The organism is Kribbella sp. NPDC020701, from assembly GCF_055562215.1.
Genome location: NZ_JBVHFT010000011.1, coordinates 104400 through 123019, shown reverse-complemented (window position 1 = coordinate 123019; position 18620 = coordinate 104400). Strand labels below are relative to the sequence as shown.

General features: G+C 67.3%; 24 protein-coding genes. 17 read left to right on the top strand and 7 right to left on the bottom strand.

What is annotated here, in order from left to right; all coding sequences use genetic code 11:
- The first annotated feature begins 252 nt into the window (after nucleotides 1-252).
- Nucleotides 253-876 (top strand): flavin reductase family protein, encoded by a 624-nt coding sequence (locus ACZ3HV_RS26045; RefSeq protein WP_465687575.1) that lies wholly within the window; start codon nucleotides 253-255, stop codon nucleotides 874-876.
- 162 nt (nucleotides 877-1038) lie between these two features.
- On the opposite strand, the gene ACZ3HV_RS26040 is transcribed toward ACZ3HV_RS26045, so the two are convergent.
- Nucleotides 1039-2073 carry a hypothetical protein gene (locus tag ACZ3HV_RS26040; RefSeq protein WP_465687574.1) on the bottom strand — a complete coding sequence of 345 codons (1035 nt, stop codon included), beginning with the start codon at nucleotides 2071-2073 and terminating at the stop codon, nucleotides 1039-1041.
- Between the two features lie 127 nt (nucleotides 2074-2200).
- On the opposite strand from ACZ3HV_RS26040, the gene ACZ3HV_RS26035 reads away from it, so the two are divergent.
- On the top strand, nucleotides 2201-2764 hold the full coding sequence (locus ACZ3HV_RS26035) for an acyl-CoA thioesterase (protein WP_465687573.1): 564 nt from the start codon (nucleotides 2201-2203) through the stop codon (nucleotides 2762-2764).
- Nucleotides 2761-3423 (top strand): potassium channel family protein, encoded by a 663-nt coding sequence (locus ACZ3HV_RS26030; RefSeq protein WP_465687572.1) that lies wholly within the window; start codon nucleotides 2761-2763, stop codon nucleotides 3421-3423. Before ACZ3HV_RS26035 ends, ACZ3HV_RS26030 begins: the two co-directional genes overlap by 4 nt.
- Here ACZ3HV_RS26030 and ACZ3HV_RS26025 read toward each other — a convergent pair.
- A complete protein-coding gene (locus ACZ3HV_RS26025) occupies nucleotides 3420-4025 on the bottom strand; it encodes a TetR/AcrR family transcriptional regulator (RefSeq protein ID WP_465687571.1) in 606 nt (201 codons plus the stop codon). The two genes, ACZ3HV_RS26030 and ACZ3HV_RS26025, sit on opposite strands and share 4 nt — an antisense overlap.
- 54 nt (nucleotides 4026-4079) lie before the next feature.
- Between ACZ3HV_RS26025 and ACZ3HV_RS26020 the strand changes: the two genes are divergently transcribed.
- The 9 genes from ACZ3HV_RS26020 to ACZ3HV_RS25980 all read left to right on the top strand — a co-directional run bounded on the left by ACZ3HV_RS26020 (nucleotide 4080) and on the right by ACZ3HV_RS25980 (nucleotide 10565).
- Nucleotides 4080-5144: a DMT family transporter gene (locus ACZ3HV_RS26020; RefSeq protein ID WP_465687570.1), complete on the top strand. Its 1065-nt coding sequence runs from the start codon at nucleotides 4080-4082 to the stop codon at nucleotides 5142-5144.
- Nucleotides 5032-5445: a MarR family winged helix-turn-helix transcriptional regulator gene (locus ACZ3HV_RS26015; RefSeq protein ID WP_360366411.1), complete on the top strand. Its 414-nt coding sequence runs from the start codon at nucleotides 5032-5034 to the stop codon at nucleotides 5443-5445. Before ACZ3HV_RS26020 ends, ACZ3HV_RS26015 begins: the two co-directional genes overlap by 113 nt.
- A gap of 1 nt (nucleotide 5446) precedes the next feature.
- Nucleotides 5447-6679: a glycoside hydrolase family 3 N-terminal domain-containing protein gene (locus ACZ3HV_RS26010; protein WP_465687569.1), complete on the top strand. Its 1233-nt coding sequence runs from the start codon at nucleotides 5447-5449 to the stop codon at nucleotides 6677-6679.
- Nucleotides 6676-7011 carry a YidH family protein gene (locus ACZ3HV_RS26005; protein WP_360366407.1) on the top strand — a complete coding sequence of 112 codons (336 nt, stop codon included), beginning with the start codon at nucleotides 6676-6678 and terminating at the stop codon, nucleotides 7009-7011. The genes ACZ3HV_RS26010 and ACZ3HV_RS26005 overlap by 4 nt, the downstream gene beginning before the upstream one ends.
- Entirely contained in the window at nucleotides 7008-7316 is a 309-nt protein-coding gene (locus ACZ3HV_RS26000) for a DUF202 domain-containing protein (protein ID WP_465687568.1), read from the top strand. Before ACZ3HV_RS26005 ends, ACZ3HV_RS26000 begins: the two co-directional genes overlap by 4 nt.
- A 139-nt stretch (nucleotides 7317-7455) precedes the next feature.
- A complete protein-coding gene (locus tag ACZ3HV_RS25995; RefSeq protein WP_465687567.1) occupies nucleotides 7456-8088 on the top strand; it encodes a DUF47 domain-containing protein in 633 nt (210 codons plus the stop codon).
- A gap of 2 nt (nucleotides 8089-8090) precedes the next feature.
- Nucleotides 8091-9089: an inorganic phosphate transporter gene (locus ACZ3HV_RS25990; RefSeq protein ID WP_465687566.1), complete on the top strand. Its 999-nt coding sequence runs from the start codon at nucleotides 8091-8093 to the stop codon at nucleotides 9087-9089.
- An 89-nt stretch (nucleotides 9090-9178) separates the two neighbouring features.
- Nucleotides 9179-10318, top strand: coding sequence for an inorganic phosphate transporter (locus tag ACZ3HV_RS25985; protein WP_465687565.1), 1140 nt, complete (start codon nucleotides 9179-9181; stop codon nucleotides 10316-10318).
- A gap of 13 nt (nucleotides 10319-10331) precedes the next feature.
- Nucleotides 10332-10565 (top strand): hypothetical protein, encoded by a 234-nt coding sequence (locus tag ACZ3HV_RS25980; RefSeq protein WP_465687564.1) that lies wholly within the window; start codon nucleotides 10332-10334, stop codon nucleotides 10563-10565.
- 3 nt (nucleotides 10566-10568) lie between these two features.
- On the opposite strand, the gene ACZ3HV_RS25975 is transcribed toward ACZ3HV_RS25980, so the two are convergent.
- Nucleotides 10569-11051, bottom strand: coding sequence for a hypothetical protein (locus tag ACZ3HV_RS25975; protein ID WP_465687563.1), 483 nt, complete (start codon nucleotides 11049-11051; stop codon nucleotides 10569-10571).
- A gap of 186 nt (nucleotides 11052-11237) precedes the next feature.
- On the bottom strand, nucleotides 11238-11996 hold the full coding sequence (locus tag ACZ3HV_RS25970) for a lysophospholipid acyltransferase family protein (RefSeq protein WP_465687562.1): 759 nt from the start codon (nucleotides 11994-11996) through the stop codon (nucleotides 11238-11240).
- 275 nt (nucleotides 11997-12271) lie between these two features.
- Here ACZ3HV_RS25970 and thiC point away from each other — a divergent pair, with 275 nt between their 5' ends.
- The 3 genes from thiC to ACZ3HV_RS25955 all read left to right on the top strand — a co-directional run bounded on the left by thiC (nucleotide 12272) and on the right by ACZ3HV_RS25955 (nucleotide 15202).
- Nucleotides 12272-13819, top strand: coding sequence for a phosphomethylpyrimidine synthase ThiC (thiC, locus tag ACZ3HV_RS25965; RefSeq protein ID WP_465687561.1), 1548 nt, complete (start codon nucleotides 12272-12274; stop codon nucleotides 13817-13819).
- 274 nt (nucleotides 13820-14093) lie between these two features.
- Nucleotides 14094-14651 carry a transposase gene (locus ACZ3HV_RS25960; protein ID WP_465687560.1) on the top strand — a complete coding sequence of 186 codons (558 nt, stop codon included), beginning with the start codon at nucleotides 14094-14096 and terminating at the stop codon, nucleotides 14649-14651.
- Nucleotides 14648-15202 carry a hypothetical protein gene (locus tag ACZ3HV_RS25955; protein WP_465687559.1) on the top strand — a complete coding sequence of 185 codons (555 nt, stop codon included), beginning with the start codon at nucleotides 14648-14650 and terminating at the stop codon, nucleotides 15200-15202. Before ACZ3HV_RS25960 ends, ACZ3HV_RS25955 begins: the two co-directional genes overlap by 4 nt.
- Before the next feature lie 3 nt (nucleotides 15203-15205).
- On the opposite strand, the gene ACZ3HV_RS25950 is transcribed toward ACZ3HV_RS25955, so the two are convergent.
- Together ACZ3HV_RS25950 and ACZ3HV_RS25945 are read right to left on the bottom strand one after the other, a co-directional pair.
- Nucleotides 15206-15787, bottom strand: coding sequence for an RDD family protein (locus ACZ3HV_RS25950; RefSeq protein ID WP_465687558.1), 582 nt, complete (start codon nucleotides 15785-15787; stop codon nucleotides 15206-15208).
- A 73-nt stretch (nucleotides 15788-15860) separates the two neighbouring features.
- Nucleotides 15861-16577, bottom strand: a complete 717-nt coding sequence (locus ACZ3HV_RS25945; RefSeq protein WP_465687557.1) for an RDD family protein — start codon at nucleotides 16575-16577, stop codon at nucleotides 15861-15863.
- Between the two features lie 104 nt (nucleotides 16578-16681).
- Between ACZ3HV_RS25945 and ACZ3HV_RS25940 the strand changes: the two genes are divergently transcribed.
- Nucleotides 16682-17122 carry a DUF2752 domain-containing protein gene (locus ACZ3HV_RS25940; RefSeq protein WP_360381275.1) on the top strand — a complete coding sequence of 147 codons (441 nt, stop codon included), beginning with the start codon at nucleotides 16682-16684 and terminating at the stop codon, nucleotides 17120-17122.
- Between the two features lie 53 nt (nucleotides 17123-17175).
- On the opposite strand, the gene ACZ3HV_RS25935 is transcribed toward ACZ3HV_RS25940, so the two are convergent.
- Complete coding sequence (locus tag ACZ3HV_RS25935; RefSeq protein ID WP_465687556.1) at nucleotides 17176-17898, bottom strand: hypothetical protein; 723 nt, start codon at nucleotides 17896-17898, stop codon at nucleotides 17176-17178.
- A gap of 103 nt (nucleotides 17899-18001) precedes the next feature.
- On the opposite strand from ACZ3HV_RS25935, the gene ACZ3HV_RS25930 reads away from it, so the two are divergent.
- Entirely contained in the window at nucleotides 18002-18577 is a 576-nt protein-coding gene (locus ACZ3HV_RS25930; RefSeq protein ID WP_465687555.1) for a hypothetical protein, read from the top strand.
- The last annotated feature ends 43 nt before the right edge of the window (nucleotides 18578-18620 follow it).

The following is an 18620-nucleotide window of genomic DNA, read 5'->3' as shown; positions in this document are numbered from 1 at the left end:
GCCACCTGCTCCGCAGCCCTGTCCGCCACCTGCTCCGTGAGCCGATCCGCCTGCTCCGTGAGCCGATCCGCCTGCTCAGTGAGCCGATCCGCCTGCTCAGTGAGCCGATCCGCCTGCTCAGTGAGCCGATCCGCCGTCTGCTCCGTGGGCCTGTCGTGCTCCAACCTGTGCCTCCATCGTTCTGGACGATCCGCCTGCTCGATCCTGATGCCGGGGTGCGGTGCCGTCTACAAGATTTGATGTACTGCGGACGTGCGTGTCGACGTGGATCCAGACGTAGTGAGCCGGCGAGAGTTCTACGCCTTGCTGAACTCCGTGGTCGTGCCACGGCCGATCGCCTGGGTGTCGAGCCGATCAGCCGACGGCGTACTGAACCTCGCACCACATTCGTTCTTCACGGTGTCATGCGTCCAGCCACCGATGGTGCAGTTCACCTCGGTCGGCCGAAAGGACAGCCTGAACAACGTCGAGGCCACCGGCGAGTTCGTCGTGAACTTCGCCGCGGAGCCCCTGTACGAACAGGTGAACGCCTCGGCCACGAACTTCCCACCGGAAATCTCCGAGTTCGAGGCAATCGGCGTACACCCCGAGCCCTCCCGAACCATCGCCGTACCCAGGGTCGCGGAGTCCCCGGTCGCCATCGAATGCACCCTCCACACCACCCTCGAACTAGGCGACTCCACCGTCGTCATCGGCCGAGTCCGCCACCTAGCCCTGGACCCATCAGTCATGGACGGCGACCACCCCGAAATCCAGCTCCTCCGCCCCCTGGCCCGCCTAGGCAAAGACGAGTGGTCCACCATCGGCGAAGTCCGCTCCATCACCAGAATCCGCCACTCCAACTGGCCCGACCACTTCACCCCACCAGCGCCCTGACCCCCGCATTATCCGGCCACCGCCCGCAGACCAGTCCCTTCAGGTTTGAGCGTCGTGCTGCCGATTGTGGGCATCTCCTGCGAACACCCTGCCCACCGACGAGCTAGTTGCCGAGAGCCCCTTCCCGCCGGTCAGCACCTGCCCGCGCCACGAGATCGTGGGCTAGCGCGGGGGTGGTGGGGGTTCTTGGGTGGCTAGGAGTTTGGTAAGGGACTCGAGTTCAGGGGAGAGGCGCAGTGGGGTGTGGTCGAGGGAGGCGGTGGTGGCTGGGTGCCAGGTGTATTGGGTGGAGATGGGGTTGGGCTCGGCGGCGGGGGTGGTGCAGGCGCCGGTGGTGAGGGTGGTTGCGGGGTGGGTTGGGGTAGTGGGGAGGGCTAGGTGGACTTCGGGGGATAGGGGGCTGGGGTCGTGGGTGTGGGAGCGGGCGGTGAGGTTGAGGAGGAGGCCCAGGGCTGGGATGAGGGAGAGGTTCTGGATTACGTGGATGAGGAGGATGTCTCGGGTGGGGAAGGAGACCAGGAGGCCGTGGGGTGGGGTTTCCAGCTGGAGGGACTCGCGGAGGACGGTGTCCAGGACCAGGGCTCGCGAGGCGGTGAACGAGGTGCCGGTGACGAGGGCTAGGCGAATGTCGTCGTGTTCGACGTACTCGACGTGGTCGGTGAGGCGGCGGAGGTTGGTCAGGCCGAAGTGTTCGGCGGTGGACCAGGTCAGGCCGAAGTCTGGTGGGTTGAGGTACATAGTGACGACGTCCTCGTTGACGGTGGCGGGGACTGACACCAGGCCGGGGACGAAGTCGGGGCGGTCTGCTGTCCAGTTGTCGGGGAGTGCGTGGCGGGGGACGAGGCGCTGGATCAGCTGTCGCTCGGGGTCGGTGGGTGGATCGGGCGGACCGTGGCGGAGTTGCTGCAGGATTTGCGTGAAGTGGTGTTTGATCAGGGCGGGCCAGTCGTGTTCGTCGTACCTCGAGAGGGTTCGGGCGAGGTTGCTCAGGCCGAGGATTGGGCTGGAGGGTGTCGGGGTGACCGGGACGAGGGCTGCGCCGCCTTTGTAGGTGACCTCGAGGCCGAGCTCGGCGGTGGTGGTCAGGCAGAGGCGGACGAGCCGGGCGGATTGGGTGCGGGTGAGGGGAGTCAGGGCCGGGTCGGGCCGGTCGGAGTGGTTGCCGTGGGCATGTTCGGTGAAGCTGTCGATGGTCATCGGGGCCACCTCCTCGCCAGAGAAAGTACGAGGCTCGGCACCCCGCGAGACCCGCGATTTCGTCCCTGTGGATAACTGGGCCGGGATAGTCTGCGCTGGCCCGGGTTGGTGAGTTGGAGGAGTCTGTATGTCCAGCAGTCCGTTGTCGCGGCCGACTTCTGAGACGCGGCTGTCGTTGTCGCATATCACTGCGCAGAGCGAGGCCAATCTGCTGGGGACTGTGCATGGTGGCGTGATCATGACGTTGGTGGACTCGGTTGCTGGGGTGGTGGCGGCGCGGCACTCGGGTGGGGCGGCGGTGACGGCGTCGATGGACGAGATGGTCTTTCTGGTGCCGGTGCGGGTTGGGGATGTCGTGCACTTCAGCAGCCAGGTGAACTGGACCGGTCGGAGTTCGATGGAGGTCGGCGTACGGATCACTGCCGATCGGTGGGACTCGGTCGGGCCGCAGGTTCATGTGGCGTCGGCGTATCTGGTGTTCGTCGCGGTGGATGCGGATGGCAAGCCTCGGGAGGTGCCGCAGGTCGTTCCGCAGACGGATGAGGAACGGCGGCGCTTGCGGGAGGCCGAGATCCGCAGGAGCCACCGGCTCGCCCGGCGCGCGGCGATCATCGCCTCCCGCGAGGAAGCAGCACGCGAGGACGCGGCACGCGAGGAAGCAGCACGCGGCGGTGGGGAGGACAGTCCGTGAGTGTGGTGGGGAGTGCGCGGCGGCATCCTTCGGCGGTGTTGCTGGTGGTGCAGTTGCTGGGCGTGTTGGTCTACCCGGCGATGGAAGGGTCCCGGGGCGGGCGGGTTGCGTTCGAGATTCTCGGGATCGTCGTGCTCGTGCTGGCCGTCTTCTCCGTGCGGGCTACGCCGGGACTCACCTGGGTCAGCATCTGCCTCGGCATTCCAGCAGTGGCACTGTCCCTGGTCGACGCGTTCAACCCGACGGAACCGGTCGTCGCCATCTCCGGCGCGCTCCACGCCGCGTTTTACTTCTACGCGGCATACAGCCTGCTCCGCTACATGCTGTCCGACCACGACGTCAGTGCAGACGAGCTCTACGCCACCGGCGCGACTTTCACGTTGGTGGCTTGGGGTTTCGCCTACGTGTACGTGTTCGTGCAGGTCCTGGTCCCCGGCAGCTTCACTGCGGCTGTTGACCCAGGCAACGATCGCACCTGGATGGAGTTGCTGTTCCTCAGCTTCACCACCCTGTCCAGTACCGGCCTGAGCGACATCATCCCCATCACGTCATGGGGCAGGTCGGTGGTCATGCTGGAGCAGCTGGCAGGTCTTGGGTACGTCGCCATGGTCGTGTCCCGCCTGGTCGGCCTGACCATCATGCGGCGCGGCAACTCCTAGACCCGCGGCCACCCGGCCAGTAGATCGGCGGCGGCCCGCGCGGCCACCTCGGGCGCTCGCTCCATCGCAGCGACGCGATAGCTGACCAGCGCGCCTTCGTGCAGCAAGAGCAACCGGTCGGCGAGCTCGTCCGGGTCGGCGAGGCCGGCCAGCGTGGCCTGTGCCTTGAACTCCGACCGCATCCACTGCTTCTGCCCCACGATCACCGGCATCGCCGGATGGTCCGGCGCAGCCAACTCGACGCTCGCGTTGATGAACCCGCACCCGTTCCGCGACCCGGCCAACCAGTCCGTCAGCGCAGCGAACAGCGCGAGGATCACCTGTTCCGGCGTCTCCGGCCGTCGCGCGGCCAGTTGCTCGTCGAGGAACGCGTGCCACTCCCGGTTCCGCCGCTCTAGATACGCCGCGATCAGCCGGTCCTTCGACCCGAACCGGTCGTACAGCGTCTTCTTCGTCACGCCGGCCTCATGCGCGATCGTGTCCACACCGACGGCCCGGATCCCCTGCTCGTAGAACAGCGTCGAGGCCGCCGTGAGGATGCGCTCGCCGGCCGGCGTCAGCGGGGTCGCGGCGGATACTCCGCGATCGACAAGCAGTCTCATCTGCTGATCCAGCATACTGACAGTATACCGACCGGTGTGGTTACTGTCGTGGCTATGACCACTCAGCAGGCAAGAGCCGTGGCAGCCGGAGCCGGGTTCGTCGTGTTCTGGAGCTGTGGATTCATCGGCGCCCGGTGGGGAACGCAGTACACGTCCGCCTTCGACCTGCTCGCCTGGCGCTTCCTCCTCGCCGGCGTACTCGCGGCAGTCGTCCTACTGATCAGACGGCCGACGATCTCCCGCAGGGACCTGGTGACTCAGGTGTGGATGGCGTTCCTCACCCAGTTCGTCTACCTGGGCCTCATCTTCACCGGCATCGACCACGGCATCACGGCCGGAGTCACGGCACTCATCGGCTCGCTCCAACCCCTCCTGATCGCCACAGTGGCCGGACCGCTGCTCGGAGAACGCGTCGGCCAACGCCAATGGATCGGACTGGTTCTGGGTGTCGCCGGAGTCGGCCTGGTCGTCGCCGACGACCTCAACGCTGGTTATGGCTCGGCACTGCTCTTCCTGGTACCTCTCGGCGGTCTACTCGGCCTAGTGATCGGCACTTGCCTGGACCGGCGCCGAAAGCCCAGCACCAACTCCCTTGACGCATTGGCGGTGCAGAGCATCGTCTCGGCCGTTCTGTTCACCGCACTGGCCGCGTCTACACACCAGTTCACTGTTCCGGAGGAGCCAGCCTTCTATGGCGCAGTCGTCTGGCTGGTGCTCCTGGCAACCGGCGGTGGCTGGGGTCTTTACTTGGTCAACCTCAAGCTTTCCGGCGCAACCCGGATCAGCTCACTGCTGTACCTCGTACCGCCGACCACGATGGTCTTCGCCTACCTGATGTTCGACGAGACCATCGGGGCGCTGGCGGTGATCGGCATGCTCGTCTGTGCCATCGCCGTACTCCTGATCCGGATCCGCGAACAAGTACGCTGCGGGGATGGCGGAACCCCGGTGGCTGGACCAGAGAGAAGCACAGGCCTGGCGCGCGTTCATCGCGGCACAGCGAGTAGTGAACAGCAGGATCGAGCAGCAACTGCAGCGCGACGCCGGAATCCCGCACACGTACTACGAAATCCTGGTCCGGCTCTCCGAAGCATCGGACGGCCGGCTCCGGATGAGTGAGCTCGCAGTGGCCACCCTGGGTTCACGCAGCCGGTTGTCGCACGCAGTGAACCGGCTCGAGCAGAACGGCTGGGTACGGCGGGAGGGTATCGAGTCAGACCGGCGTGGTCAGGTCGCGATCCTCACCGACCTGGGCCGGAAGAAGCTCGTGGAGACGGCGCCCGGTCACGTCGAGGAAGTACGGAAGTCGATCTTCGACGCACTCACCGAAGAACAGGTCGAGAACCTGTACGACGTCTGCGCGACGCTGGCCCGGCACTCCGGTGACACGGTCGACCGCGCCGCCTGGGAGCGTCGCTGAGATGAGTCGTCCGGTCGCATTGGTCGCGTTGACAGCACTTGTCCTCGCAGGCTGCAGCGACAGCCAGTCCCCGCCGGCCGCCGGCCCCAGCACAGTGCCGTCATCCTCTGTACCACTGCCGACGACCCAGCCACCCACGACCGAGCAGCCGAGCGCCACCCCGACCAACACGCCGACGCCGACAGCCACACCGGCAAGCTGCATCGACCAGAAGCTCAAGACCCTCACCCTCCGGGAGCAAGCCGCCCAGCTGATCATGACCGGCATCAGCGCCAACGGCATGACCTCGGCCCAGCGTCCCATCGTGCAGCAGGAGAAGCCCGGTGGCGTCCTCCTGCTCGGCACCGGCGGCAGCCTGTCCCACACGCGTACGGCGATGGCCGCGGCAAGCACCGCGGCCACGGTGAAGGGCGTCCGTCCGCTGGTCGCCGCGGACCAGGAAGGCGGTCAGATCCAGCGGCTGAAAGGCCCTGGGTTCGACCGCATCCCCGCTGCGACCGTGCAAGGCACCTGGTCCGCCGACAAGCTGACCGCCCGCGCGAAGCAGTGGGGCGGCCAGCTCAAGCAGGCCAACGTCAACGTGAACCTGGCGCCCGTCGCTGACGTCGTACCGAGCTCTCTGAAGTCTCAGAACGCGCCGATCGGCAGTCTGGACCGTGAGTACGGCAACACGCCGGAAGAGGTCGGCCCGTCGGTGCAGGCGTTCGTCGAGGGAATGAAGCAGGCCGGTGTGATGACCTCGGTCAAGCACTTCCCCGGACTCGGCCGGGTGCGTGGCAACACGGACTTCTCCTCCGGTGTGGTGGACACCGTCACCGTTCGCGGGGACGCCGACCTGCAGCCGTTCGCCGACGGGATCAAAGCGGGCGTCACCATGGTGATGATCTCCACCGTCACCTACACCAAGATCGACCCCAACAACCGTGCGGTGTTCTCGCCGACCGTCATCCAAGGCATGGTCCGGGGTGATCTGGGCTGGAGCGGCGTGGTGATCACCGACGACGTCGGGGCCGCCGCCGAGGTCGCCTCGGTGCCGGCGGGACAGCGGGCGACCCGGTTCGTCGCGGCGGGCGGCGACATCGTGATCAACGCCAAGGCCGCGCTGACCGCCACCATGGTGAACGCACTGGTCGTCAAAGCCCAGCAGGACAAGGCCTTCGCCGCGAAGCTGACGAGTAGCGTCAGGCGCGTGCTGACTCTGAAGCAGGACCACGGCCTGGTGAGCTGCGGATGACGGTAGAGCAGGAGCCCGACTATCGCTTCACCCTGGCGAACGAGCGGACCTATCTGGCCTATCTGCGGACCTCGCTGGCCTGCTACGCGGGCGGACTGTCCGCGGTGCAGTTCCTCGATCTCGGTCCGGACCGCTGGCCGGCCCGGATCATCGGTGTGGTCCTGGTCACCGTCGGCATCATCACTACTGCCGGCGCCTTCCGCCGCTGGCAGCAGAACCTGATCGCAATGCGCCGCGGCAGCCCGCTCCCGGTGACCCGCTTGCCCTTGATGCTCGGGGCAACGATCGCTGTCGTGGGTCTGATCGGCTTGCTCTTCTCACTGTGGCGATGAGCACACCGGATCCCGGGCTGCAGCCCGAGCGGACCTTGCTCGCCTGGCGCCGTACCGCGCTAGGCCTGATTGCCAACGGCATCCTCCTGATCGCATCCGGACACGGTTCGTCGGACGTCCGCACCGGCCTCGGCATCGTCGTACTGACGCTCGCCCTGGCCTGCTGGGCCGCAGTGAGCGCGGTGTACCGCCGTACGAACGGCTCGAAAGTCCAGGCGCTCGGCCACGAGCGGGTGCTCCGGGTCGCGGCCGGTCTGGTGCTGATCGTCGGCCTCTTCGACCTTTACGCCGTGATCACCCGGTGAAACCGATCGGTAACTCACTGTCCGTGTCGCCGCGAGCCAGTTCACTCCGACGCGCTACGTTGACAACGCGGATGCAACGTCAACCGCGTGTTCCCCCTAGCATGTTCACGGTTTGTCCCTCGTTCATCCGGAGCTTGAAGTGCCGTTACGTCTGCGTCCGAACGACCCGACGTTCTACGACCTTTTCACCGAGTCCGCCAACCACCTCGTGGACGGATCGAAGATCCTGGCCGAGCTGCTCGGCAGTACGGCCGGAACCGGACTCTCCTCGAGTCACCAGATCGCCGCCGAGATGAAGGACGCTGAACACGCGGCCGACGAGACCACCCACTCGATCATCCGCCGCGTCAACTCCACCTTCGTTACCCCGTTCGACCGCGAGGACATCTACCGGCTGGCCTCCGATCTGGACGACGTGATGGATTTCATGGAGGAAGCGGTCGACACCGTCCACCTCTTCAACCTGGAGAAGCTGCCGGAGGAAGTCGCCGAGCAGATCGAGGTGCTCCAGCGGATGGCGCAACTGACCGCCGAGACAATGCCCCGGCTGCGCACGATGAAGGACCTGGCCGAGTACTGGATCGAGATCAACCGGCTGGAGAACACCGGCGATGCGGTGCACCGCCGGATCGTCGCCAAGCTCTTCAGCGGCGAGTACGAAGCGCTGACCGTGATGAAGCTCAAGACCGTGGTCGACCTGCTGGAGGCCGCGATCGACGCCTTCGAGCACGTCGCCAACACGGTCGAGCAGATCGCCGTCAAGGAGAGCTGAGCGTGGAGCTCGCGCTCGTCATCGCCCTGATCGTCATCGCGCTCGGGTTCGACTACACCAACGGCTTCCACGACGCCGCCAACGCGATCGCGACCTCGGTCTCCACCCGCGCGCTCACGCCGCGAGTGGCGCTGGCGATGGCGGCGGTGTTCAACTTCCTCGGCGCGTTCCTCGGCACCGAGGTAGCCGAGACGGTCGGCAAGGGCATCATCAGTACGCCGTCCGGCACTCACGGCCTGGTGATCGTCATCTCGGCGCTGATCGGCGCGATCACCTGGAACCTGGTCACCTGGTACTTCGGCCTGCCGAGCTCCTCGTCGCACGCGCTGATCGGGGGACTGGTCGGCGCCGGCATCGCCTCGAGCAGTGTGGTGCTGTGGTCCGGCATCCTCGACAAGGTCGTCATCCCGATGGTGCTGTCGCCCGCGATCGGTTTCGCCGGCGCCTTCGTGCTGATGACCGGGATCCTCTGGCTGTTCCGGCACAGCAACCCCGGCAAGACGACGCGCGGCTTCCGGATGTCGCAGTCGCTGTCAGCCGCCGCGATGGCGCTCGGCCACGGTCTGCAGGACGCGCAGAAGACGATGGGCGTGATCTTCCTCGCCCTGCTCACCGTTGGCTATGTGAACGCGGGCGACGGTATCCCGCTGTGGGTGAAGCTCTCCGCCGCGACCGCGATCTCGCTCGGCACCTACTCCGGTGGCTGGCGGATCATGCGGACGCTGGGCCGCCGGATCATCCACCTGGACCCAGCCCGCGGGTTCGCTTCGGAGTCCATCGCGGCCGGAGTCCTGTACGTGATGGCGATCGGCCTGCATGCGCCGGTCTCCACCACCCACACGATCACGTCGGCGGTGATGGGTGCCGGTGCGACCAAGCGGCTGTCGGCGGTCCGCTGGGGCGTTGCCAGAGGCATCGTCACCGCGTGGGTCCTGACCATCCCCGCCGCCGGACTGGTGGCCGCGCTCGTTTACGGCCTTGCGCACCTGATCCTGGAGTAGGTTCGTAGCGAGAAGTTCATTTCGAATTCACCCACTAGGCCTACCGTCGTTCGACGGGCTCGTCTGTCCGTCTAGGGGGAGTGATTGCGATGGACCTCTCGTTTCTCGTCGTCGTGGTGATCATCACTGCGTTGGTGTTCGACTTCACCAACGGTTTCCACGACACCGCCAACGCGATGGCGACGTCGATCGCTACCGGCGCCCTCAGACCCAAGGTCGCTGTCGCCCTGTCCGCGGTGCTGAACCTGGCCGGCGCGTTCCTGTCCACCGCAGTGGCCAAGACGATTTCCAGCGGCCTCGTCGATGACTCGTTGGTGACGGTGCCGATCATCTTCGGCGGCTTGGTCGGCGCGATCCTCTGGAACCTGGTGACCTGGTACTTCGGCCTGCCGAGCTCATCGTCGCACGCACTGTTCGGCGGCCTGATCGGCGCCACCTGGATCGCGGCCGGCACTAGCGCGGTGAACTTCGGCACGGTGGTGCAGAAGATCATCATCCCCGCGGTCGCCGCGCCGATCATCGCCGGCATCGTCGCGCTGCTGGGCACCTTCCTGGCCTACAAGATCACCCAGCGGGCCCGGAAGAAGTCGGTCAACGACGGGTTCCGGACCGGTCAGATCGCGTCCGCGTCGCTCGTCTCGCTCGCCCACGGCACCGGTGACGCACAGAAGACGATGGGCGTCATCACGCTGGTCCTGATCACGTCAGGCAGCCTCGCGCAGGGTTCGGCCCCGCCGACCTGGGTGATTTTCGCGGCCGGCCTCGCGATCGCCCTCGGCACCTACTTCGGTGGCTGGCGGATCATCCGGACGATGGGCAAGGGCCTGACCGAGATCGAGTCGCCGCAGGGCTTCACCGCCGAGACCAGTTCGGCCACGGTCCTGCTGGCCTCGTCCCACCTGGGCTTCCCGCTGTCCACCACCCAGGTCTGCTCCGGCAGCATCCTCGGCGCCGGCCTCGGCAAGCGGCTCGCTCAGGTGCGCTGGACGATCGCCGGGCGGATGGCGATGGCCTGGCTGTTCACGCTGCCGTCCGCCGCGATCGTCGGCGCCCTCGCCGGCCGGGTGGCCGACACCGGCAACGCCGGCGTCGTCATCGTCGCGATCCTCGCGATCCTGGCCGGCGGCGGCATCTACGTGGCGTCGCGGCGCAGGCCGGTGACGGCGGAGAACGTCAACGAGTACCCGGGCAGCACGACCCCGGCCCCGGCCCCGGCCACGACCGTCTGAGAGGAGTACGGCGATGCACATCAACTGGAGTGCACTCGGTCAGGTGGCCCTGGTCAGCCTGATCTTCGGTGTCGGGCTGGCGGTCATGTTCGCGCTCGGCGTGACCGCGACGTCGCGGCGGGCGGTGGCGCTCGACGAGAAGAAGCCGCCGTCGATCGTCGACACCACAGTGGCCGGGCTCTGCTTCGCCGCGTGCCTGGCAGCGGTGCTCTACGGGCTCTACTTGATCATCCCGCAGTTCCACTGACAGCTAGCGGTTCCAGCGTCGTACTGACTTGGCCACGTCCTTGGAGCGGATGGAGCCGAGGTTGTACTCCCACGCGGCCGCGAGCTTGTCGCCCAGGATGCTCGCGTCGAGATAGGTCCGCGGCCGCACCGCCACCGCCCAGGTGGCGGCGGCCGCGTGGCCCTGCTGGTGGAGCAGGTGGTCGACGGTCGCCTCGATCCGGGTCCGGCTCTCGCCTCTGAGGCCGTCAGTGGCCCAGCGCTGCAGGATCGCCGTGTCGTCGGACGTCATCCGGGCCAGATAGGTCAGCGGACCGCGCCAGAAGCCCTTGCTGCCGATGCTGTCCAGGCTCTCGAGCGGGAACCAGCCGTTCTGGCAGCGGCGCCCGTTCACCGCGGACTCGATCTCGAGCGCCCGGTCCGCGGGCAGGCCGCGGGTCGCCCACTCGACGAAGAACGTGCCCGCGTCCGGGATCTGATCCGCCACGTGCGGCGCCGGAGTCATCATGCCCGGTTCGAACAGGTGAAGCTCTTCCGGTGAATCGAACAAAACCTTCCCCCGCCCACCTGAGTACCGCGGCCGCGCGTACCGCTGCCCGGCCCGCCACACAGGGACCCCCCAGGTTCCTGTTCCATCAACAACGACAAGTCTTCGTACCCTCGATTCGGCCCGAGGGTCAAGGTCCTGTCCGCGCTACCGGTCCTCCTTGGTCCGCCGTGCGGCCCGGCGGGCGAGCTCTTCCTGATCCAGGCGCTCGGCTTCGGCCGGAGTCGGCGCGGAACCGCCGTACGACGCCGGCAACCACCAGGCACCGGCCGGTTGCTCGGGGTAGGCGCGGATGGTCTGATCGAGCATCCCGGCCATCGTCGCGTGCAGCCGCGCGGTTGCCTCGGCCGCGTCGTCGGCCCGGGTGACGGTGATCGGCGCGCCGACGGTGATCGCGATCGTGCGGTGCCGGGAGAAGTCGCGCGGATGGTCCTTGGTCAGCATTCGCTGCGTGCCCCAGAGGATCATCGGAATGATCGGTACGCCGGCCGCGGCGGCCATCCGGACCGTGCCGGACTTGAACTCCTTGAGCTCGAACGACCGGCTGATGGTGGCCTCCGGGAACACGCCGACGACCTCGCCCTGGCCGAGATACCGCAGCGCTTCGCGGTACGACGCCATACCGGCCGCGCGGTCCACCGGGATGTGGTGCATGCCGCGCATCAGGGGGCCGGAGTACCGGTTGCGGAACAGCACCTCCTTGGCCATGAACCGCACCAGCCGCCTGCTCGGCACCGCGCCGTACCCACCGAGCACGAAGTCGACGTAGCTGATGTGGTTGAGCGCGATCACCGCGCCGCCGGTCCGCGGCACGTTCTCCGTCCCGGTCAGCTGGAACTTCACGTCCAGCACCTTGAACGCCGTCTTCGCGAAGCCGATCACCGGCGGGTACACGACATCTCGCATGCCCCGACGCTACAGGCTTCGTCCAGGGCATCGGTGATGGTTCCCCGCCTACTGCGCGGCACTCGGCACGGCACCTCGCCGCACGTGAGCACGCCGATGCACCGCGCCGAGCACCTGCTCGCTACGGCGCGGAACCATCACCGATGCCCTAGGGTGGCGGTCACAACTGGAGATCGCGGGAGCTCGCACCGTAGTGGGCTGAGAGGGCGGCTGGATCAACCGGCGCCGCCGACCGCCGAACCTGTCCGGGTAATTCCGGCGTAGGGAGCAGCAAGGTGAATGTCAGCACGATTCGACCGACTGTCACCACGGGCCCGATCTCGGGGTCCGAGAAGATCTACCGCGGCGAGCTGGGTGTTCCGGCCCGCCGTGTCCGGCTCACCAACGGCGAGCACTTCGACCTCTACGACACCTCGGGTCCGTACACCGACGTGTCCGCGCAGATCGACGTACAAGCGGGTCTCCCCGCATTGCGGCGGGACTGGATCGCCGGGCGCGCACCGCTGACCCAACTGGGGCACGCACGCGCCGGGACGATCACCGAGGAGATGAGGTACGTCGCCACCCGGGAGGGTGTCGACCCCGAGTTCGTCCGGTCAGAGGTCGCCCGGGGCCGGGCCGTGATCCCGGCGAACCGGCGGCACCCGGAGAGCGAGCCGATGATCATCGGCAAGAAGTTCCTGGTGAAGGTGAACGCGAACATCGGCAACTCGGCTGTCACCAGCTCGGTCGAGGAGGAGGTCGAGAAGCTCGTCTGGGCGACCCGGTGGGGTGCGGACACGGTGATGGACCTGTCCACCGGCAAGAACATCCACGAGACCCGGGAGTGGATCCTGCGGAACTCGCCGGTGCCGATCGGGACGGTGCCGCTGTACCAGGCGCTCGAGAAGGTGAACGGCGATCCGGCCGCGCTGTCGTGGGAGGTGTATCGCGACACGGTGATCGAGCAGTGCGAGCAGGGTGTCGACTACATGACCGTGCATGCCGGCGTACTGCTGCGGTACGTGCCGCTCACCGCGCAGCGGATCACCGGGATCGTGTCGCGGGGCGGTTCGATCATGGCCGCGTGGTGCCTGGCGCATCACCAGGAGTCCTTCCTGTACACGCATTTCGCCGAGCTGTGCGAGATCCTGCGGGAGTACGACGTGACGTTCTCACTGGGCGACGGGTTGCGGCCGGGATGTATCGCGGATGCCAATGACGCTGCCCAGTTCGCGGAACTGCGGACGTTGGGGGAGCTCACTCGCGTTGCGTGGGAACACGATGTGCAGGTGATGATCGAAGGCCCGGGACATGTACCGATGCACAAGATCGCCGAGAACGTGCGGCTCGAGGAGGAGCTCTGCTGCGAGGCGCCGTTCTACACTTTGGGGCCGTTGGCAACTGATGTGGCGCCGGCCTACGACCACATCACGTCGGCGATCGGTGCGGCCCAGATCGGCTGGCTGGGTACGGCGATGCTGTGTTACGTCACGCCCAAGGAACACCTCGGCCTGCCGGATCGTGACGACGTGAAGACCGGCGTGATCACGTACAAGATCGCCGCCCACGCGGCCGACCTGGCCAAGGGACATCCGGGCGCGCAGGACTGGGACGACACGTTGTCCAAGGCAAGGTTCGAGTTCCGCTGGGAGGACCAGTTCAACCTCTCACTGGACCCGGACACGGCGCGCTCGTTCCACGACGAGACCCTGCCCGCCGAGCCGGCCAAGACGGCTCACTTCTGCTCGATGTGCGGTCCGAAGTTCTGCTCGATGCGGATCACCGCGGACATCCGCGCGTACGCCGAGGATCACAAGCGCATGCTGCCGCTGGTCGACTGAACGCTGTCCGGCCCGGAGTACGCCGTACTCCGGGCCGGAAGTGTGCTGACTCCACGTGAGACCGGTGGGGTGAGTCGGGATGCCGAACAGGCCGAATCCAGCGGAGAATGGGGGAATCGGTGTCCTCCAGAGCGATCACTGGGAGTGATCGGGTGAACTGATTCAGGTTTTTTCCTTCACTCTACGTGAATAAGACTGTAGCCTTAAGACGTTCGGAAGGAGGTGCAGGGCGATGGTCTTCGTTCTCACGGTAGATCAGCGCGGTAGCCGAAGCATGAGCGATCTCGTACCCGAGCTACTGAACTCCCTGAACCGCCGGCCGCGACGGACAGGGTTGCTCCGCAAGTTCGAGCGGACCGCCGGCGACGAGGTGCAGGGCGTGCTCTCGGAGGCTCGCGCCACCGTCGACGTGATCGTCGAGCTGCTCCGCTCCGACATCTGGTACGTCGGACTCGGCGTCGGCGAGGTCGTCCAGCCACTGCCCCGGAGTACCAGGGCGGGCAGCGGTGACGCGTTCGTGTTCGCGCGGGAGGCGGTGACCCGGGCCAAGTCGAGCCCCCATCACGTCAACGTGGTCGGCTCCGACTCGCGAGCCGCGGAGCGGGTGGAGACAGTGCTCTGGCTGATGGCGTCAGTACTGCGGCGTCGTAGCGACCGTGGCTGGGCTGTGGCCGACTTACTGGGCGAAGGACTCACCAGGCGGGAGATCGGTGTGAAGCTGGGGATCAGTCAGTCGGCGGTGACGCAGCGGGCGCAGGCCGCCGGGTTCGCCGAGGAACAGCGTGGACGGGTGCTGGCGGCCGAGTTGCTCGACGCTGGGGCCGCTGCGTGACGGCACTGATCCTGTCGTTGACCGCAGCCGGCCTGATCCTCGCCGTACTGGCGTGGGTGCCGAAGGCAGGCTCTACCGTCGGAATCGTGCTCAGTGCGGCCATGCTGGCCTGTCTGGTCACGGTTGGCCTCCTACTGCTGGCAGGCCACGGCGTGGAGGGCTGGCGCGAGCGCTGGTGGAACGTCTTGCTCCTGTTGTCCGGTGGCCTCGCAGTCACCGGCGGCGGGCCCCTCACGACGTCTGTGCTGGCGCTGGTCGACCGGGGGAACACCAGAGCCCAGTCGACGCAGAAGGCCGGTGAGGTACTGCGTGGCGGCGCGCTGATCGGTTCGCTCGAGCGGACCGCCATCTTCGCCTCCCTGGTGACCGGGTGGCCGGAGGGCATCGCCGTCGTACTGGCGATCAAGGGGCTGGCCCGCTACCCCGAGCTGCGCAGCCCGGACCAGCCGGCCTCGGTCACGCCACAGGCGGTCGCCGAGCGCTTCATCATCGGCACGTTCACCAGTGTGCTGTGGTCCGTGACCTGCGCCGGGTTCCTCCTGTCCCACTGAAGGTCAGAGCCGGATGACGATGTCATTGACGACCTTGTCGTGCCAGGTCTGCTGCTTGTCGTCCCACAGCGGCCAGAGCACGTTGAGGATGCAGAGCTGGTTGAAGATCTGGGCGCAGACCTCACGGCCGAGGTTCGAGCCTAGGCCGATCAGCTGACCGCTCTGCGCGTGCACGACCCGCAGGCCGGTCAGCTTCTTCCCGAAGGACTGGCCGGTCCGGCCCTGCTGGATCAGCCGGTTCCAGACCCACACCACGAACCCGATGGCGAAGCCGGTAACCATCGCGATCCCACCGCCGGGCCCGAGCTCGTCCTGGTCGCCGTCGATGACCAGGGCCACGATCACGCCGACGATCGGGGGAATCGAGATGATCAGCGAGTCCAGGATCGAGGCGCCGACGCGGATCGGCCAGCCGGCCAGTTGTCCCGGTGGCGCGTAGCCATAGCCGTATCCGCCCTGCCCTTGGCCGGCCTGTCCGTACGGGTTGTAGCCCTGGGGCTGGAACTGCCCCGGCTGACCAGGCGGGTACTGCCCTGGCTGTCCCGGTGGGAACTGCGGCTGGCCGCCGTACGGAGGGGTGGTCACCTGCCGGTCCTTTCTACGGCCCGGACGCCGCGGCCTCACCAGGCCACGGCGTCCGGGAGATCGCGGTACGACGTCAGAGCTTGATGACGTAGGTGTTGTTGATCTTGTCCGCGAACGTCTGGCGCTTCTCGTCCCACAGCGGCCACAGCCAGCCGACGTAGCAAGCGAGGCTGTCGAGGATGTGGGTGATCTGGCGCAGGAAGGTCTTGCCCGCGCCGATCGGCTGGCCGGTGTCGGCGCCGACCAGCTTCAGGCCGAGGACCTGCTTGCCGACGGTCTGGCCGGTGCTGCCCTGGCGGATCACGATGTTCCAGATCGCCAGACCGATGCCGGCCAGGTAGAAGAGCAAGGCGAGGATGCCCAGCGCGGAGCTGTTGCCGCTGCCCAGCGCGCTGGCGATGCCGTACGGCACACCGACGATCAGGGCGTCGATGAGATAGCCGCCGACCCGGTTCGGCCACGCGGCCAGGTTGCCGGGGATCCCGCCGAAGCCGGCCGGCTGGCCGTAGCCCTGGGGGTAACCCGGCTGGCCGTACTGCTGGCCGTAGCCCGGCTGCTGACCGTACTGACTCGGCTGCTGAGGCTGACCGTACTGGCCTGGCTGGCCCGGCTGCTGGCCGTACCCGGGCTGCTGCCCGTAGGCAGGCTGCGGCTGGGCGCCATAGCCGGGCTGCTGCTGCCCGTACTGACCCGGCTGCTGGGGCTGCCCGTACTGGCCTGGCTGGCCGTACTGACCCGGCTGCTGAGGGTCCTGCGGGCCGTAACCCGGCGGTGGCGTCGGAGTGCTCACGACGGTCCTTTCTACTGATGACTGTTGAGGGGAACTTGCAGGCTAGTGGTCGGACGGCTCAGACCAGGCCACGGATCCCACGGGATGAGAGTTACCGTTGTCCGGTGAGCCTTTCGCTGAGCGTCGTACTCCGGCCGACCGGGCCGGTCCAGCCACTGGACCGGCGTGTGTGGGGCCTGACCGCTGTCGGAGTGGGTGGCTTCGGGCTGGCGGCCGTCTACCAGTTGTCCGGCGGGCACATCGGCATTCCGTGCATCCTGCACGCGACCACAGGGCTGAACTGCCCGCTGTGTGGATCGACCAGGATGGCGGCCGCGTTGCTCCGCGGCGATCTGGACGCCGCCTGGCACTTCAACCCGGTGGTGCTCGTCCTCGGCCCGCTCGTCGGTGTTGCCGTCGGCTACCAGTTGCTTGCCTGGTCGCTCGAATCGCTCCGGCTGGTCCGGCTGCCGCGACTGACGATGAGCCCGCGGACCGCGGACTGGCTGCTCAAGGGCGTGATCGCCCTGCTCGTCGTGTACGGCGTCGCCCGCAACCTGAACTGAATCGTCGCCGGGCCTGTTCCCGGGCACCGGCGACGATCACTGCGCGTGGTGGATCAGTAGTTGCCGAGCACTCCGGTGAGGTAGCCGAGCACGCTCAGCACCACGGAGACGATGCCGCCGATCCAGGCCACCTTGGCCAGGGTGTCCGACTTGCCCTGCTCGCGGAACTTGCCCTGGGCAATCAGACCGAGTGCGATCGAGGCGGGGCTGCAGCAGAACCAGCAGACGATGCCGATGATCGACAGCACCTGCGGTGTGTTGTTCTGCTGGGCCGCGCCGTACCCATAGCCGGGCTGGCCGTACTGACCATAGGCACCGGGCTGCTGCTGACCGTACTGTCCCGGCTGCTGGCCGTACTGCTGCCCATACTGGCCCGGCTGCTGTCCATAGCCGGGCTGCTCTCCGTACCCCGGCTGCTGCCCGTACCCCGGCTGCTGCTGGCCGTACTGACCGGGCTGGCCCGGGTATCCGCCCTGGCCCTGGTTGTACGGATCAGGCTGCTGCTGACCGTAGCCAGGCTGCTGGCCGTACTGGCCCGGCTGCCCGTACTGACCGGGCTGCTCCTGCCCGTACTGACCGGGCTGCTCCTGGCCGTACTGACCGGGCTGCTCCTGGCCGGGCTGCCCGTACTGCTCCTGACCCGGCTGGCCCCACTGCTGACCCGACTGGCCCGGCTGACCGTACTCACTCGGCGGCTGCTGCTCCGGGGTCTCGGGGGTGTCCTGCGGCCGGTTCGGGTCGTTCTGATCGTCGCCCGGAGGCGTCGGAGTGCTCACCGCGGTCCCTTCTGAGAACGTCGAGGAATCCTCGCAGGCTATCTTTTCCACAGGTTCGCGGTCACGCACCCTCGCCGGATGCCGAACGCTTAGGGTTAGGCGGGTGACCGAAACCCCTCACTCTCCGCATGATCCCCGCCCCGAGAGTCCGGAGCCGACCCGGAATCTCCCGGTGCAGTACGAGGTCGCACCGGCGCCCCAGCCCGGGCCTTACGTGCCGTCCTCGAGCCAGTTCGGGCCCACCCAGTTCACACCGCCGCCCGGGCCGTACCAGCCGCCTGTCGGCGGACCGCACCAGCAGCCGCAATCGCTGCCACTGCAGGCGTTACCGACCGGCCCGGTCCTCGTCACCGTCGGCGACATCTCGGTCGAGCAGTTCCGGATCGTGACCCCGGCCGGCGTGCTGCCGGCCCAGGGGACGAACTGGTCGGCGATGGACATGTCCCGGACCGAGGAGAAGATCCCCGCCTGGGCGATCATCCTGGCCATCGTCTTCGCGCTGGCCTGCCTGCTCGGTCTGCTGTTCCTGCTCTGCAAGGAGCGCAAGACGACCGGCTTCGTCCAGATCACCGTGCAGAACGGCAACCGCACCCACAACACCCACGTCGGGGTGAGCTCACCGCGCGATGTCGCCGATACGCTTGCCCGGGTCAACTTTGCCCGAACTCTCTGTGTCTGAAGGTTTTCCGTCTCCTGACACAACCGGCCGCCGTGACCAGTGG